The sequence below is a fragment of the Limnohabitans sp. Rim8 genome (assembly GCF_945901735.1).
Classification (GTDB): Bacteria; Pseudomonadota; Gammaproteobacteria; order Burkholderiales; family Burkholderiaceae_C; genus Limnohabitans_A.
This window is the reverse complement of the sequence record NZ_CAMDLM010000009.1, coordinates 74,085-90,496: the sequence shown is the minus strand read 5'-3', so window position 1 is coordinate 90,496 and position 16,412 is coordinate 74,085. Positions and strand designations below refer to the sequence as shown.

General features: G+C 60.2%; 17 protein-coding genes and 1 pseudogene. 2 read left to right on the top strand and 16 right to left on the bottom strand.

All coding sequences use genetic code 11. The features are described from left to right. Window positions 1-38: 38 nt before the first annotated feature. Together rlmB and Q0O99_RS06520 are read right to left on the bottom strand one after the other, a co-directional pair. Complete coding sequence (rlmB, locus tag Q0O99_RS06525; protein WP_293749711.1) at window positions 39-773, bottom strand: 23S rRNA (guanosine(2251)-2'-O)-methyltransferase RlmB; 735 nt, start codon at window positions 771-773, stop codon at window positions 39-41. Between the two features lie 61 nt (window positions 774-834). Further along, on the bottom strand, window positions 835-1,524 hold the full coding sequence (locus Q0O99_RS06520) for an ABC transporter ATP-binding protein (RefSeq protein ID WP_293749710.1): 690 nt from the start codon (window positions 1,522-1,524) through the stop codon (window positions 835-837). On the opposite strand from Q0O99_RS06520, the gene Q0O99_RS06515 reads away from it, so the two are divergent. Next, window positions 1,523-2,173 (top strand): arylesterase, encoded by a 651-nt coding sequence (locus Q0O99_RS06515; protein WP_293749708.1) that lies wholly within the window; start codon window positions 1,523-1,525, stop codon window positions 2,171-2,173. The two genes, Q0O99_RS06520 and Q0O99_RS06515, sit on opposite strands and share 2 nt — an antisense overlap. Continuing rightward, window positions 2,170-3,228, top strand: coding sequence for a tRNA 2-selenouridine(34) synthase MnmH (gene mnmH / locus Q0O99_RS06510; RefSeq protein WP_293749706.1), 1,059 nt, complete (start codon window positions 2,170-2,172; stop codon window positions 3,226-3,228). Before Q0O99_RS06515 ends, mnmH begins: the two co-directional genes overlap by 4 nt. Before the next feature lie 117 nt (window positions 3,229-3,345). Here the strand turns inward: mnmH and Q0O99_RS06505 are convergent, their stop codons facing one another. The 14 genes and pseudogenes from Q0O99_RS06505 to Q0O99_RS06440 all read right to left on the bottom strand — a co-directional run bounded on the left by Q0O99_RS06505 (window position 3,346) and on the right by Q0O99_RS06440 (window position 16,390). After that, window positions 3,346-3,543, bottom strand: a complete 198-nt coding sequence (locus Q0O99_RS06505) for a hypothetical protein (protein WP_293749704.1) — start codon at window positions 3,541-3,543, stop codon at window positions 3,346-3,348. Between the two features lie 10 nt (window positions 3,544-3,553). Beyond that, the gene (locus Q0O99_RS06500; protein WP_293749702.1) at window positions 3,554-4,423 is read right to left on the bottom strand and encodes a DUF2189 domain-containing protein; all 870 of its coding nucleotides are present in this window, start codon (window positions 4,421-4,423) and stop codon (window positions 3,554-3,556) included. 125 nt (window positions 4,424-4,548) lie between these two features. Beyond that, entirely contained in the window at window positions 4,549-5,805 is a 1,257-nt protein-coding gene (locus Q0O99_RS06495) for a PLP-dependent transferase (RefSeq protein WP_293749700.1), read from the bottom strand. Between the two features lie 72 nt (window positions 5,806-5,877). Beyond that, entirely contained in the window at window positions 5,878-6,402 is a 525-nt protein-coding gene (locus Q0O99_RS06490) for a phosphoribosyltransferase (protein WP_293749698.1), read from the bottom strand. Window positions 6,403-6,458: 56 nt separating this feature from the next. Beyond that, a complete protein-coding gene (locus tag Q0O99_RS06485) occupies window positions 6,459-7,787 on the bottom strand; it encodes an adenylosuccinate synthase (protein WP_293749696.1) in 1,329 nt (442 codons plus the stop codon). Window positions 7,788-7,804: 17 nt separating this feature from the next. Continuing rightward, window positions 7,805-8,965 (bottom strand): ATP phosphoribosyltransferase regulatory subunit, encoded by a 1,161-nt coding sequence (locus Q0O99_RS06480; protein WP_293749694.1) that lies wholly within the window; start codon window positions 8,963-8,965, stop codon window positions 7,805-7,807. A 144-nt stretch (window positions 8,966-9,109) separates the two neighbouring features. Further along, window positions 9,110-9,295, bottom strand: a complete 186-nt coding sequence (locus Q0O99_RS06475; RefSeq protein WP_293749692.1) for a DUF2065 family protein — start codon at window positions 9,293-9,295, stop codon at window positions 9,110-9,112. 3 nt (window positions 9,296-9,298) lie between these two features. Then, the gene (hflC, locus tag Q0O99_RS06470) at window positions 9,299-10,198 is read right to left on the bottom strand and encodes a protease modulator HflC (protein WP_293749691.1); all 900 of its coding nucleotides are present in this window, start codon (window positions 10,196-10,198) and stop codon (window positions 9,299-9,301) included. Window positions 10,199-10,209: 11 nt separating this feature from the next. Continuing rightward, window positions 10,210-11,589: pseudogene (gene hflK, locus Q0O99_RS06465) on the bottom strand (FtsH protease activity modulator HflK). A gap of 56 nt (window positions 11,590-11,645) precedes the next feature. Continuing rightward, the gene (hflX, locus tag Q0O99_RS06460) at window positions 11,646-12,833 is read right to left on the bottom strand and encodes a GTPase HflX (RefSeq protein WP_293749689.1); all 1,188 of its coding nucleotides are present in this window, start codon (window positions 12,831-12,833) and stop codon (window positions 11,646-11,648) included. 52 nt (window positions 12,834-12,885) lie between these two features. Beyond that, a complete protein-coding gene (gene hfq, locus Q0O99_RS06455; RefSeq protein ID WP_040506060.1) occupies window positions 12,886-13,149 on the bottom strand; it encodes an RNA chaperone Hfq in 264 nt (87 codons plus the stop codon). 70 nt (window positions 13,150-13,219) lie between these two features. Further along, window positions 13,220-14,560, bottom strand: a complete 1,341-nt coding sequence (gene der / locus Q0O99_RS06450) for a ribosome biogenesis GTPase Der (RefSeq protein ID WP_293749687.1) — start codon at window positions 14,558-14,560, stop codon at window positions 13,220-13,222. A gap of 19 nt (window positions 14,561-14,579) precedes the next feature. After that, on the bottom strand, window positions 14,580-15,713 hold the full coding sequence (bamB, locus tag Q0O99_RS06445; protein ID WP_293749685.1) for an outer membrane protein assembly factor BamB: 1,134 nt from the start codon (window positions 15,711-15,713) through the stop codon (window positions 14,580-14,582). Then, entirely contained in the window at window positions 15,710-16,390 is a 681-nt protein-coding gene (locus Q0O99_RS06440; RefSeq protein ID WP_293749684.1) for a tetratricopeptide repeat protein, read from the bottom strand. The genes bamB and Q0O99_RS06440 overlap by 4 nt, the downstream gene beginning before the upstream one ends. Window positions 16,391-16,412 lie beyond the last annotated feature (22 nt).

Here is a 16,412-nt window from a genome sequence, read left to right as displayed (position 1 = left end):
ACTCCCTTATTTGAATCGTTGGATGCAGCCCAAATGGCTCAGCTACGCTGGCGCAAGGCTTCGTAAAGACACACGCCGCTGGCCACCGACACGTTCAGACTCTCGACCGCGCCGCGCATGGGGATGCTGACCAGCTCGTCGCAGTTCTTGCGCGTCAACTGGCGCATGCCCGCGCCTTCGGCGCCCAGCACCAAGGCAGTGGGCACTTTCAGGTCGGCTTGGTAAATGTTGCGCGGCGCGTCGTCGCTGGTGCCCACGATCCAGATGCTGCGCTCCTTGAGCTCGCCCAAGGTGCGCGCCAAGTTGGTGACCATGAAATACGGCATGGTTTCGGCCGCGCCACTGGCCACTTTGGCCACGGTGGCGCTGATGCCAGCCGCGTGGTCTTTGGGGGCGATGACCGCGTGTGCACCCGCGCCATCGGCCACGCGCAGGCACGCGCCCAGGTTGTGCGGGTCGGTCACGCCGTCCAGCACCAAGAGCAAGGGCGGGCCTTCCACGGTGTCGAGCAGGTCGTCCAGCGAATGGTTTTGAGGCATGGGCGCGACCATGGCCACCACGCCCTGGTGGCCGTGGCCCCCGGCCAGCTTGGCCAAGCGCTCACCGTCCGATTCGATCATGCGCATGCCCGAATCGCGGGCCTTGTCGATGAACAGGCGCATGCGCGCATCGCGGCGCGTGACCTCGTAATGGATTTCAACAACGGATTGGGGGGCGATCTTGAGGCGAACGCCAACGGCATGGAAGCCGAACAGCACTTTGTGGGATGACATGCCCGGATTATCGTTGGTCACAGCCTGCCGATTTGACCGCTTGCCCGCACGAACGGGAGTTTCAGGCCTGTGGCGCTGCAGACTCCGACAAACGCCCTGCCTGAATCACCAAGCTGCGCTCGCATTTGGCGGCCAGCAGGCGGTCGTGAGTGACGAGAACCAAAGTCGTGCCCTGCTCGCGGTTGAGCGCGAACATCAAATCCATGATGGCCTCGCCGGTCGCGTGGTCCAGGCTGCCGGTGGGCTCGTCGGCCAGCAGCACATCGGGCTGCACCACAAAGGCGCGAGCCAGCGCCACGCGCTGTTGCTCGCCACCGCTGAGCACTTTGGGCAGGTGTTTCAAACGCTCGCCCAGGCCCACGCGCTGCAGCATGGCCGTGGCGATGCTGCGGGCATCGGTCCGATCGGCCAACTCCAGGGGCAACATCACGTTTTCAAGCGCTGTCAGATTGGGCATCAGCTGAAAGCTCTGGAACACAAAACCCACATGCTGGGCGCGCACGGCCGCGCGCTCGTCTTCGGACAAATCGAACAGCGATTGCCCTGCCAACACCACCTGCCCGGCGCTGGGTGTGTCCAATCCGGCCAAGATGGCCAGCAGCGTGCTTTTGCCCGAGCCGGATGCGCCGACAATGGCCGCTGTTTCCCCCGCGTTCAATGAAAAATCGATATCGCGCAAAATGCGCAGTTCGCCGCTGGCGTCTTGCACCGTTTTGGAGACACCACGCACGGCAAGGATGGATTCAGGCATGCACAAACCTTTGTTGAGACGACGCCACTTTAACTGGACCTTGCTGGCCCTGGCCAGCTGGGGCCTTGCCGCGCCAGCCATGGCAGCCTCCGGGCAGCGCATTTTGGTGGTGGGCGACTCACTCAGCGCCGAATACGGCCTGGCCCGCGGCACCGGCTGGGTGGCTTTGTTGCAAAAACAATTGGCCCAAGAAAAGTCTGGCGTGGAAGTGATCAACGCCAGCATCAGCGGCGACACCACCTCGGGCGGGCGTTCTCGCCTGCCCGCCTTGCTCAAACGACACCAGCCCAGCCATGTGGTCATCGAATTGGGCGGCAACGACGCGCTGCGCGGCCTGCCGATGAACATGACGCAAGACAACTTGCTGGCCATGACGAAGCAAGCCCAAGCGGCCGGGGCGCAAGTGCTGCTGCTCGGCATGCAAATGCCGCCCAACTATGGGCCCGAGATGGCGCGCCAGTTTGAAGCCGCCTACGCCCAAGTGGCGCAAAGCCAAAAGGCGGCGCTGGTGCCCTTCTTTTTAAAAGGCGTGGGCGACGACCCTGAGCCGCTCAAATGGTTTCAACCCGACCGCATCCACCCCAATGAAGCCGCGCAGCCGCGCATGCTGGCCAATGTTTGGCCCACCTTGAAGAAACAACTGAAATGAGTCTTCACCTGATCTCGGCAGCCGATGCCATGGCCCAACTGAGCCAGTTTGACGCCATTTTGGATGCGCGCTCCGAAGGCGAACACGCCGAAGACCACCTGCCCGGGGCCCTGAGCTGGCCATCGCTGAACAACGAAGAGCGCATCCAAGTGGGCACGCTGTACAAACAGGTCAACCCCTTTGAGGCACAAAAAGTGGGCGCGGCCTTGGTGGCCAAAAACATCGCCCGCCACATCGAAACCCAAGTGATGGACAAGCCGCGCAACTGGCAACCGCTGGTGTATTGTTGGCGCGGGGGCAAGCGCAGCAATTCGCTGGCACTGATCCTGGGGCAAATTGGCTTCAAGGTGCACCTGATCGAAGGCGGCTACAAGGCCTTTCGCAAAGAGGTCATGGAAGACACGCCCCGCCAGGCCCAGCGACTGCAGTTCAAGGTGTTGTGCGGGCCCACCGGCTCGGGCAAAACACGCTTGCTACAGGCTTTGGCGCAAGAAGGCGCGCAGGTGCTCGATCTGGAGGCCATCGCCTGCCACCGCAGCTCTGTGTTGGGCTTGATTCCGGGTACGCCGCAACCCACGCAAAAGGCCTTTGACACGCAGGTCTGGGATGCTTTGCGAGGTTTCAGTGCAGACCGGCCAGTGTTTGTCGAAGCCGAGAGCAAAAAGGTGGGCAACCTCGCGGTGCCCGATGCGCTGATGGTGGCCATGCGGGCCAGCCCCTGCTTGCGGCTGGACCTGTCGCTGGAGAATCGGGTGAATTTGCTGCTGGAGGATTATGCGTTTTTCACGCAAGATCGCGCCCTGTTTGCCGACCGGTTGGAGCGGCTGACGGCCCTGCGCGGCAAGGCCGTGGTGCAAGGCTGGCAAGAAAGAATTGAGAGGGGGGAAATGCGCGAGGTGGTGACCGAATTGCTCTCAGGCCACTACGACCCGGGTTACGAGGCCTCCACCGGCAACAACTTTGTGCATTACGCCAAAGCGCCCTTGATCACCCCAACGAGCCACAGCATGGCCGACATGCTGGTTTTGGCGCGAACGCTTGTGCAAACTGCCTAAGCGAAAGGTCTTTATGTAGGAGCCTCGCCCTCGGTGCGATGGACGCGCAAGTTGGCTGCGATGGGTTATCCAAGCGAGGACGTTGCTTCTACAAGGCAAGAGGCTGCAGCGAACAGGTCAGGCAGCAGGGGTGGATGACTCGGCCGGACCGGGCGCTGCAGTGTTGGCTTCGCCCTCTTCGCCCTCGATTTCGGAGCCGTCTTCCGCCAACAGGCCCGATTTGCGGTCGGACTTGGCTTTGAGCTTGTCTTCTTTTTTGCGTTTCTTGGCCAGTTCTTTCTGGCGTTTTTCGAATCCGTAGTTGGGTGTGGCCAAGATGGCTCCTTTAATTTGAGCTGCCCAATGTAACAGCTTCTTCAGGGTTTTCTTCCCACTCGACACTGCCCCGGTACGCGTGCCAGCTGGCGTGTCCCAGCCACGGCCCCACCACGATGATGCCCAGCGCCCAAGGCCACAGGGCCGCCAGCACCAGCACGCTCAGCAGCAAGCCCCACAGCAGCATCACACCCGGGTGCAAAAAAACCACCCGCATGCTGGTGATCACCGCCGAAATCGCATCGGTGTCGCGGTCCAGGATCATGGGAATCGAGACCACCGACAGACCATAAACCAGGGCCGCAAACACCCCGCCTACAGCCAGATACACCATCAAAAATTCGATGTTTTGTGGGTTGAATACCGCCTCGATCACCCCCGTGGTCGAGGGCATGCCGGTGTTGAAGAACACCGCAAACACCACCAGCGACGCCCTGCCCCACAGCAACTCCAACACCATCAGCACCAGCACCAACATGGCCATGCTGCGGATGTGTTGGTCCCAGCACATGAGCGATGAGGCCATCTCGGGGCGCTCGCCGCGCTCGCGTTGCCGACTGACCTCGTACAAACCCATGGCCAAAAATGGCCCTAATAGCAAACAACCCGAGACCAGGGACAAGGTGTACTCGGGCTTGTGCTTGAACACTTGGGCCAGCAGCTGCGCCATGCCCCAGAAACACAGGCCGTAAAACAGGGCAATGCCTGGGTGCTGGCGCAAGTCCTTCCAGCCACTCAGCAGCCATCGAAAAGGATCTGAGGCACCCAAGGGGCGCATGCGCGAGCGCGGCCCCACAGGCGGCGGGGGCACATAGGGCGTGTCCATGGTGGGCAGGTCTGGCTCTCGGGCCGCTTCAAGGGACTTGGCGTCGGCGTTCATGTGAAAAGTCCCTCTGAAAATACAAAGGTTTTCAGATTACCCCTAACGGCCCGCTTTGAACAGCCAGTCAACCACTCAAGCTGTTTTCTCTGGCCCAAAAAGTGTCCTTCGATTGACTGAAGTGATCAGGCCATGGGCAAATGCGCCCCTGCGGCTTGATGCAAGTCAAGAATCAAGTCCTGCGCCGACTCCAGGCCCGTCGAAAAACGCACCAGCGTGCCCGGCTTCAAATGGCCGGGCCAAGCTTGGCGCATCGCAGCGATGTCGTAGGGCACCACCAAGCTCACAGGGCCGCCCCAGCTGTAGCCGATCTTGAAGAGTTTCAGCCCGTCGCAAAACGCATCCACCTGGGCTTGGCTGTAACGCGCGTCGATCATGACGCTGAACAAGCCTGCGGCCAGGCCTGTACCGGGCGCGCGATCACACAAGGCCTTCCAATGGGCATGGCCGGGTGCGCCTTCAAAGGCTGGGTGCATCAGTTGCGCGCATTGCGGCTGGTTTTGCCACCAGGCGGCCAAAACGCGAGCGGTTTGGTCATGCGCCGCATAACGCAGCGCGATGCTGGGCAAAGAGCGCAGCACGGTTTCGGCGTCGTTGGCCGCCACGCCCAGGCCCAGGCGCATGTGGCAAAGTTTGATTTGGAGGTGCAAAGCCGCGTCGCGGGTGATGACACTGCCCATCAGCACGTCGCCGCCGCCGCTGGGGTATTTGGTGAGCGCGTGGGCGCTGATGTCCACGGCCAGACTGCCCTCCCCTGCAGCACCATCGGCCAACAAATCAAAAGGCTGGAACGCCAGGCCAGCACCCCAGGTGTTGTCCAGGGCGCACAAGACACCGCGCTCGCGGCAGCGGCGCACCATCTCGGGCAAATCGGGAAACTCCATGCTCACGGAGCCCGGCGCTTCAAGCCAGACCAGGCGGGTGCTGGGCGTGATCTGGCGGGACAGATCTTGCGGGTCCATCGGGTCGTAAAAACGGTGCGTGATGCCAAAGTGGCGCAACTCGCCAGCGGCCAATGCTTTGTTGGGGCCGTAGGCGTTGTCCGGAATCAGGACTTCATCGCCGGTTTTCAGGACGGCCAAAGCCACCAAGGCCAAAGCAGCCAGCCCACTGGGCACCAGCATGCATTGCAATCCCCCCTCCAGCGCGCACAAACGTTCCTCAAGCAAATACGTGGTGGGCGTGCCGTGCAGGCCGTAGGTGTAGGCCGATTTGTCTTTCCACTCACGCTGGCGCATATCGGCCACCGTGGGAAAGTACACCGTCGAGGCCTTGAACACGCCGGGCTGGGGCGCTTCGAACCCGCCAGGCGGTGTGTAGGGGTGGTGAATCAGGCCGGTGACGCTGGGCACGACGGGAATAATTGGATGGTCTTTTTGCATCCAGACATCCTAATGCAAACAGCCTCCCGAAGGAGGCTGTTGCAGGTCAACTCAGGGAAAGTACGAGCCGGCTCAGACGCGCCACTTTGCCATCAACTTTTCGGGGCGCATGTTGTCGTACGGCTCAAAAGGCTGGTGAATCCAGGGGTTGGTGGGCAGGTCCTCGATAGAGTAATCGGGCTTGAAGCTGGACACGCCCTTGGTCCAGATCACGGCTGTGCGCAGCTCGGTGATCGGCTGGTAGTTGTTTTTCAGCTGGTCCACCACCGCACGCAGGGTGTGGCCGGTGTCGGCCAAGTCGTCGACCAACAGCACTTTGCCTGCGATCTCGCCTTTGGGTGTGGTGATGAAGCGGGCGATGTCCAAGTGGCCCTGCACCGTGCCCGAATCGGCGCGGTAGGAACTGGTGGACATGATGGCCAGCGGCTTGTCGAACACGCGCGAGAGAATGTCGCCGGGGCGCATGCCACCGCGGGCCAGGCACAGGATGGTGTCGAACTGCCAGCCGGACTGGTGAATTTTGATCGCGAGTTTTTCGATCAGGTTGTGGTATTCGTCGTAGCTCACGTACAGGTGCTTGCCGTCTTCGGTCAACATGGGGTCACTCCAAAAATTCAGGGGTTGAGATCGATGGGTTTCGCGGACTGGAAAAATCAGGCGGCAAAGGGGTTGTGCAGCAAGATCGTGTGGTCACGGTCAGGGCTGGTGGAGACCACATGCACAGGCACGCCAGTCACTTCAGCAATGCGGTCCAAGTAATAACGCGCCGTGGCCGGTAGCTTGTCCATCTCGGTCACGCCCACGGTGGTTTCTGTCCAACCTGGAATCACTTCATAAATGGGTTTGCAGCGGGCGATCTCGTCCGCGCCCATGGGCAGGATGTCGATGGTCTCGCCATCCAACTCATAACCGGTGCACAGGAGCAACTCTTTCAGGCCGTCGAGCACATCGAGTTTGGTGATGCACAGACCGCTCAGGCCGTTGACCTGCGCGCTGCGCTTGAGCAAGGCCGCGTCAAACCAACCACAACGGCGCGAACGGCCGGTGGTCACGCCTTTTTCAGCGCCGACCGTCGACATGTGGTAACCGGGTGTGCCCGGGGTTTCCCAGTCGAGTTCGGTCGGGAACGGGCCACCGCCCACACGGGTGCAATAAGCTTTGGTGATGCCCAAGATGTAGTGCAGCATGCCCGGGCCAACTCCGGAGCCTGCAGCGGCATTGCCCGCCACACAGTTGCTCGAGGTCACAAAGGGGTAGGTGCCATGGTCCACGTCGAGCAAAGTGCCTTGCGCACCTTCGAACAGCAAATTGGCACCGGCCTTGTGGGCTTCGTTCAACTCGCGCGACACATCGGCCACCATGGGCAACAGCGCTTTGGCGTAAGCCATGGCTTCGTTGTAAGTCGCGTCAAAGTCCACGGGTGCAACCCCCAGGATGTTGACCAGAATTTCGTTGTGCAGCGCCAGGTTTTCGCGCAACTTGGTGGCAAAACGCTCGGGGTATTTGAGGTCTTGCACACGCAATGCCCGGCGTGCCACTTTGTCTTCGTAAGCGGGGCCAATGCCACGTCCCGTGGTGCCGATTTTGGCGGTACCGGCTTTTTCCTTGGCGGCTTCGCGACCTACATCCAGCGCGACGTGGTAAGGCAAGATCAGCGGGCAAGCTTCGCTCACGCGCAAACGTGAACGCACCTCGACACCAGCTTTTTCAAGGCCAGCGATTTCTTCGAGCAGCTTGGGCACCGACAACACCACACCGTTGCCGATGTAGCACTTCACGCCGGCGCGCATGATGCCGCTGGGGATCAGGTGCAAAGCGGTTTTGACGCCGTTGATCACCAAGGTGTGCCCCGCGTTGTGACCGCCCTGAAAGCGCACCACGCCTTGAGCGCTTTCGGTCAACCAATCGACCAGTTTGCCTTTGCCCTCGTCGCCCCACTGGGTGCCGACAACGACCACGTTACGGCCTTGCAACTTGTTCATGCTTGAAATGTTCTTTCTCAAAGAGCCTTGACCAACCACTGCCCTGCAACTTCAACCAGCTCGCGGTCGCAATGGAATTCGTCAACTTCGCTTTCATGGCCTGGCAAAACGCACACCACGGTATCGCCCCGGCTGCGCAGCGCTGCAATGGCCGAACGCAAGGCATCCGATTGGCCCCATGGTGCGCGAATGGCTGCACGCAAAGCCAACGGCTGAACGGCGGCCACCAATTCTTTCAAATCCAGGCTAAAACCCACCGCCGGACGGTCGCGGTCGATGCGGTGCCCAAAAACCGCACCCACGCCGTCGTAGCGTCCGCCGCGGGCCAGGGCATCGGAGGCCCCTTTGGCATAGATGGCAAAGCGCGTGCCGCTGTAATAAGCGTAACCACGGGAGTCTCCCAGATCAAAACTGACAGCCACGCCTGGGATCTGCTCGGCCAACCAACGCAGCTGAGCCAAGGCCTGGGTGATTTCAGGGTGCTCGGGCCAGCGCGATGCCGCCCGGTCCAGCACACTGATGTCGCCGTACAAATCAACCAAGGCCAGCAACCCCTCGCGCAAGCTGGGTGACCAACCGGCACTCAAACGGCACAAGGTCGAGGCGTCCTTGCTCGCCAAAGCGGCATGGATGGCGTGGCGCTGCGCTTGGCTTAAAGGTTGGGCGTTCAACAAGCAGTTCACGATGCGCGCATCGGCCAGGTCCACCTGCAGCCCTGTGGCACGGCCAGCGGTCAGGCAGTCCAGGGCCAACTGCAGAATTTCCAAATCGGCTTCCGGGCCGGCATGGCCGTAGATTTCGGCGCCCAGTTGCAGCGGCTCACGCGTGGCGTGTGGGCGTGCCGGGCGGGTGTGCAGCACAGGTCCGCAGTAACACAGACGGGTCAGTGCCGTGCGGCCGAGCAAGTGAGCGTCGATGCGCGCCACCTGGGGCGTCGTGTCGGCACGCAAGCCCAGGGTGCGGCCCGAGAGTTGGTCGACCAGTTTGAAGGTCTGCAAATCCAAAGCTTCACCCGTGCCGGTCAGCAGGGATTCCAAATGCTCCAGCAGCGGCGGCATCACCAGCTCGTAGCCATAGCCACGGGCGGTGTCGAGCAGTTCGCGGCGGAGTTCTTCGATGTGGCGAGCCTCGGAAGGCAAGACATCGGCAACGTGATCCGGGAGGACCCAAGCAGACATGAGGGGATGGGGGGGAGACGGTTAAAAGCAAGATTTTACCGGGTTGACAAGCTCATTTCCGGCAAACAGAGGGGCAATTTGTCCAAATCCAGTCTCTGTGCAAAGAATGGGACCGATCTGAACAACCACGCAACCAGAAGGGTGTCAGGCCAGCAGCCAAATCACCAACAAGCCGAACACCACCATGAGCATGCCGAAAAACCGGATCTGCCCCTCCTGAAGCTGGAGCATTTGCTCAAACAGGCTGCGCCATCGCCGCGGGGAAAGCATGGGCAGCAAACCCTCCAGGATGAGCATCAGGCCAAAAGCCAGCAGGAGGGTGTCGAGCAAAATTTACTTCCGGGCCGGTGCACCGCCCGGTGTGCCGCGCATGCCCTTGAAAAACTCGGAGCTGCCAGGGTCGAGCACCATCACGTCGCCCTTGCTGTTGAAGCTGGACTTGTAAGCTTCTAGGCTGCGATAGAACTGGGCAAACTGCGGGTCGCGGCCAAAGGACTCGGCATACAAGCGGGCCGCTTGGGCATCGCCCTCGCCCTTGATTTTTTGGGCATCGCGGTAAGCATTGGCGATCGTCACCTCGCGCTGGCGATCGGCGTCGGCACGAATTTTTTCACCTTCTGCACCACCGGTCGAGCGCAACTCGTTGGCCACGCGTTTGCGTTCAGCTTCCATACGGCGATACACCGATTCGGTGATGGTGTCCACGTAATCGGCACGGGTGATGCGCACATCCACCACGTCCACGCCCCAAGGCTTGGCGCCTTTGACCACGACCAGCACGGCGGCTTTGACGTCGTCCATCAGCGCTTCCCTTTTGAGAGACAGCAGCTCGTTGACGGTGCGTTTGTTGATCTCCTCCTGGAAAGCGTTGCGTACCACGCGGTTGAGCTGGTTGGTACCTGCCTTTTCATCCAGACCCACGTTGCGGATGTAGGCCTGCGGATCGGTGATGCGCCAGCGCACATACCAGTCAATCACCACGCGCTGCTTTTCGGCCGTGAGCATGGGCTCGTTGTCGGGACTGTCCAGCGTCAACAAACGCTTGTCAATGTAGTTGACGTTTTGCAGTGGAGGCGGCAACTTGAAGTGCAGGCCTGGCTCGGTGATCACTTCCTTGATCTGACCCAAAGCGTAGACCACGCCAAACTGGCGCTGGTCCACCACGAACAAGGTAGAGCTGAGCAGTGCGAACACCACCAGCAAACTCGAAATCCACAATCCGATGCGATTCATTGTCTTATTCCTTATCGTGGATCGCGGCTACGCGAACGCTCGAGGTCTCGGGAGCGGGTGTCCGCAGCGCCGTTGCTGCCGGTATTGGCAGGGGCTGCGGGCACATCCATGGTGGGCGGGGCCACTTGCGTGACCTGTTACATGATTTTGTCGAGCGGCAAATACAGAAGGTTGGAGCCTGATTTGCTGTCGACCAGCACCTTGGTCACGTTGCTGTAGATCTGTTGCATGGTGTCGGTGTACATGCGGTCACGCATGACCTGAGGCGATTTTTGGTACTCGGGCAAGATGGTCTTGAAGCGCTGGGCATCACCTTCGGCTTGCGCCACGATGCGTTCGCGGTAAGCATCGGCCTCTTCCTTCAGACGCGAGGCGGCACCCACGGCACGCGGGACCACATCGTTGGCATAGGCTTGCGCTTCGTTCTTGGCGCGTTCGCGTTCCTGACCGGCTTTGAGCACGTCGTCGAAAGCAGCCTGCACCTGCTCAGGTGGGCGCACGCCCCCTTGCTGCAAGTTGATGCCCACGACCTCAATACCCACTTTGTAACGGTCCAAGATGGTTTGCATTTTTTCACGCACGCGAGGCGCAATCTGGTCACGCTCTTCGGCCAGCGCCGAATCCATTTTCATTTTGCCCACCACCTCGCGCACAGCGGTTTCAGCGGTCTGCACCACGGCTTCGGTCGGGTTGCGGCTTTCGAACAAATAGGCCCGAGCGTCGTTCAGGCGGTATTGCACGGCGAATTTGATTTCAACGATGTTTTCATCCTCGGTCAACATCGCCGACTCACGCAGACCTGTGGCTTTGACGATGTTGTCGCGGCCAATGTCCACCGAACGGATTTGCGTCACGAACACCAGTTCGTGGCGCTGCACTGGGTAAGGCAAGCGCCAATTGAAACCCGCCCCCACTGTGGAGTTGTACTTGCCAAACTGGGTGATGACGGCCTGCTGACCTTCTTGCACGATGAAAAATCCGGTGGCCAACCAGACCAGCAAGGCACCACCCAAAATGACACCAATGCCCAGGTTCTTGATGAAGGCTGGAATTTCCGGCCCGCCCGATCCACCTCCAGAACCGCCAGGGCCTTGGGGACGTTGAGGGCCGCCTTTGCCGCCAAAAATCTGACCGAGCTTGCGGTTGAAGTCACGCCACAACTCGTCCAAATCGGGCGGGCCACTTTGCTGTTGCTGCGGGCCGCGTCCGGGCGGTGGCTGCCAGGCTTCCGGTTTGGGGCCAGGTGGCGGCGTGTCGCCCGATGGCTTGTTGCCCGAGTCGCCGGAAGATTTGTCATCGTCACGACCCCAGCGTGGGTCGTTCAAATTGAAAATGCCTCGTATCGTGGCGGGCAGCAAGGACCATCGCAGGGCTGGCAGTTGAAAATTCATGGTTCTTTGTCTTTGTCTGGAGAACGAAACAGCATTGTGCCGAATTTAAGGACCACTCAAGGCGCGTCACCGGGATATTCCCGGGTCAAGTCACGGGGATCAGGCTCTGATGATTGGGCTGCAGGCAGCGCCACCTTGACGATGTCGGACAGCGCCGAGCGCAAAAGGGGCAGACCCTCGCCGCTTCGCGCGCTCAGAAACACACGCGGCACGGGCTCACCATCGAGTTCGTACTGGTCTTGCATCTGCAAGGGGTAACGCTCAGCGGCCAGCGCATCGAGTTTATTGAAAACGAGCAATTGCGGCACCTGATGGGCACCGATTTCGGCCAGCACTTTTTGCACCTCGGCCATTTGCTCCGGAAAATCCGGGTTGGCCGCGTCCACCACATGCAGCAGCAAATCGGCTTCGGTGGCTTCTTGCAGTGTGGCCTGAAAGGCTTCGACCAGACCGTGCGGCAAATCACGGATAAAACCCACGGTATCGGACAAGGAGACCGAGCGCCCTGCTTCGCCCAGATACAACTGACGCGTGGTGGTGTCCAAGGTGGCAAACAACTGGTCGGCGGCGAAGGCGCGGGCTTTGACCAGGGCATTGAACAAGGTGGACTTGCCCGCGTTGGTGTAGCCCACAAGCGAAATGTTGAAAGTGTCGCGGCGTTCGCGCTGTCGCCGCTGGGTGTTGCGCTGCTTCTTGACCTTGAGCAAACGCTCTTTGATGCGCTTGATCGAGTCGTTGATCATGCGGCGGTCCAGTTCGATCTGGGTCTCACCCGGACCACCTCGCATGCCAATACCGCCACTTTGCCGTTCCAAATGCGACCAGCGGCGCACCAGACGGGTGCTCAGGTACTGCTGGCGTGCCAGTTCCACTTGCAGTTTGCCCTCGTGGCTGCGGGCACGTTGGCCAAAAATTCCCAGGATCAGCAAGGTTCGGTCATTCACTGGCAGCCCGATGTGGCGCTCCAAATTGCGCTGTTGTGCCGGACTCAGAGACTGGTCGAACAAGACCTCGACCGCTCCGTGCATCAGGGCCAGCGCTTTGATTTCGTCGGCCTTGCCGCTACCGACAAAGAGCGCTGGATCAGGGGCCTTGCGTTTGCAGGTCAGGCGCGCCACCGGCTTTAAGCCGCCAGACTCCGCCAAAAGGCCGAGTTCTTGCAGCGCGCCGTCAAAATGCGGCAGCCCAAAGTCAACGCCGACCAATAAGGTCGGCGCGGCTTGTTGGGAGGATGTTTCAGACAATGTCAGCAACCTGCAGTGGCGATATCACACCGCCAGTTGAGCGAAAACCGCATCAAGCAGTGATTTCACCCGTTTCAGGGGTGCTGAAGGTGACGGAACGACCGGGGACGATGGTGGAGATGGCGTGTTTGTAGACCATCTGGGTCACTGTGTTGCGCAAAAGCACAACGTATTGGTCGAACGATTCAATCTGGCCTTGAAGTTTGATACCGTTGACGAGGTAAATGGACACGGGCACATGCTCTTTGCGCAGTGCGTTCAGAAAGGGGTCTTGCAAAAGTTGACCTTTGTTGCTCACGATATTCTCCGTGTTCAGAAGTTTTAAAAACATGACCTTACCACAGGGAAAGGGAGGTGATTTTGGAAAAATATGAATTCCTCAAATCTCAGCTGGATTCTTTGTCCGCAAAAGGATTTGTCGATGTTTTCATTTCAATTCGCATGGGCGTGCCGGCCAGGCTGAAGGCTTTGCGAAAGCGTCCTTCCAAAAAGCGCTTGTAGGTGTCGGTGACGTGCTCCAGCGAATTGCCGTGGATCACGATCACGGGCGGGTTCATGCCACCTTGGTGGGCATAACGCAGTTTGGGGCGGAACATGCCGCCACGTTGAGGGCTCTGGAACTGCACGGCCTCCAGCAGCAAACGCGTCAGAGTCGGCGTGCTCATTTTGCACATGGCCGACTTGTGCGCCTGCACAATGGAGGCCCAGACAGGCCCCAGACCTTGACGTTTTTTGGCCGAGATGAAGTGCATGTTGGCAAAGCTCAAAAACGGCAAGCGGTTTTCAATCGAGCGCTGCACCAACTGGCGTTGGTATTCGTCGACGGCATCCCACTTGTTGATGGCCAGCACCATGGCGCGGCCGCTTTCCAGTGCATAACCAGCAATGTGCGCGTCCTGCTCGGTCACGCCCTGCTCGGCGTCGAGCAAGAGCAGGACCACATTGGCCGATTCAATGGCCTGCAAGGTTTTGACCACCGAGAACTTTTCAATGGCCTCGAACACCTTGCCTTTGCGGCGCAAACCGGCCGTGTCGATCAATTCAAATTTCTGGCCCTGACGCTCAAACGGCACCGAGATCGCATCCCGGGTGGTGCCCGGCATGTCAAAAGCCACCAAACGCTCTTCACCCAGCCAGGTGTTGATCAGGGTGGATTTACCCACGTTGGGCCGACCGGCAACCGCCAGTTTGATGACCGAGAGATCTTCCTCTGTCTCTTCCGGCTCGTCGGGCAGGTTCAACAGGTCAAAGGCCAACTCCACCAAACCGCGAGTGCCTTGGCCATGGGCGGCCGAGATGGCGATCACCTCGCCCAGACCCAACTCATAAAACTCGGTCAGCTGGATGCCTTCAAGCATGCCTTCGGCCTTGTTGGCCACCAGCAAACAGGGTTTGCCGATCTTGCGCAAATACTTGGCGATGTCGTGGTCCTGTGCCGACAACCCGCCGCGGGCGTCCACCACGAATATCACCACATCGGCCTCAGCCACCGCTTGTTGCGTTTGCTTGGCCATCTCTTTGTAGATGCCGCTGCTGGCATCGGGCTCAAAACCGCCCGTGTCGATCACAATGAACTCTTGTCGACCTTGTTTGCCATTGCCGTAATGGCGGTCACGGGTCAAGCCGGCAAAATCGGCGACGATGGCGTCTCGGCTTTTGGTCAGGCGGTTGAACAGCGTCGATTTGCCCACATTCGGGCGGCCAACAAGGGCCAGTACAGGTTTCACTTAAAAATTTTCCGATCCATCATTCGGGGCGAAATCCGAAGACGCCCCCGGTGCGTGTCACCACCACCAAAGTCTGACCCACGGCCACCGGGCGGCCGGTGATGGCGCTGCCATCGGTGCCGATGCGCTGCAAGGGCTTCCCGTCTTGAGGCGAGAGTGCATGCACCCAGCCGTCCTGATCTCCCACAACCAGTGCTTGGCCCCAAGCCAAAGGCATGCTCACACCCCGAAAACGCAAAGCCTCTTGTGTCCATAAAGGCGCGCCCGAAGTGCGTTGCCAGGCCTGCAGCTTGCCATCGGACTCGACGCCCCACAGGGTTTGGGCGTCACCGTCCAGGCCTTGGTGGCCTTGTGCGGCGCGGCTCCAGGCCATGCGGCCATTGGTGCCGTCCACACAGGCCACGGTGGCTTGGAAGGCTCGCACGCAGACCGAGCTGCCCACACGGCTGGCCCCAGCGACCAGATCGACCAGGCGCTCGACTTCGTTGGTGCCGCGGGTGCTACCGACCAGCGTTTCCCAGCGCACAGCGCCCGACAAGGGGTTCAAGGAGACCAGACGCCCACCCCAGCCAACCAGCAACTGGTCCCCCACGGGCATCAACAAACCGGCTTGGCGCAACACCAGCGGGTCACCCGGTCGCTGTTGCGTCCAAAGTTTCTGGCCCGTGGCCCCATCAAAAGCGCTCACGGACCGATCGCCCGTCAAAACAAACACACGCTCACCGGCCACCAAGGGCGGTGTGTAGGACAAAGCCGATAGGCTTTGACGCCAGAGGACCCGGCCGGCTTCGACCGTGACCAGTTCGTTGTTGCGCGTGACCACTGCAAAGCGCTGGCCATCACCGCCAACACCTGCTTGAATCGGTGCACCCAGATTCAACCGCCACACATCCCTGCCACTGACCGCATCGATCAGTGCCAACTGGCCAGCCGTAGAAGCCACAGCCACTTGCTGACCATGGACAGAGGCCAAGACAGGGGTGCTGACCTCGCCAATTTGGTTGGTCCAGGCCTTTTTCACATTCCAAGAGCCACTGACGCTGGGCAAAGGTGAGGGCTGTGGCTTGTTGGGGGCACTGGAACAAGCCGACAACACGCACAAGCAGGCCACAGCCAACCAGCGTCCGAACAGAGAGTTGAACAAACGTGTCACTTGGCGCTTCCTGTCGCAGTGGCCGGATTGGCCGTTTCGGGATCCACACCCAACGCATTGAGCTTGGCTTGCACCAAGCGCTTGTAATCGGGACTGTCACTCAACAGTTGCCAAGCGCTTTGATAAGCACTGACCGCTTCGCCTTTTTGGCCTTTGACCTGCATGACATCGCCGCGCAAATCGGCGGCCAAACCCGCCATGGCCGGGGTAAAAGGCGCGCTCAACTGGGCCAGAGCCTCGTCGTTGGAGCCGGCATCGAGCAACAGGGCAGACAGTCGCAAACGTGCAATGTCGCGGTACGCAGGATCGGGCGCCACCTCAGCAACCCACTTCAGAGCAGCGCGGGCGGCTTCGGCCTTGTCTTTGGCCTGCAAAGCCTTGGCTGCCAGCAAGGCCGCTTGGTGGGCGTATTGCGTACCACCAAACTTGTCTTTCATGTCGGCAAAACTGCGCTCCACACGGACCACATCCCCGGCAGTGACCGCGCGCTCGACCTCGTCAAACAGCACGGCCGCCTTGGCCGCCTGGTCGCGTTGCCAGTATTTGTAACCATTCCAGGAAGCATAGCTGCCCAAAACGACGATCAGTACCCAGGAAATCAGGTTGCCGTATTTCTTCCAGAAGTGTTTGATCTGGTCGAGTTGTTCTTGTTCTTCAAGGTCGAGGGCTTTGGCCATGGTGTGAGTGATGAGTTGAGCG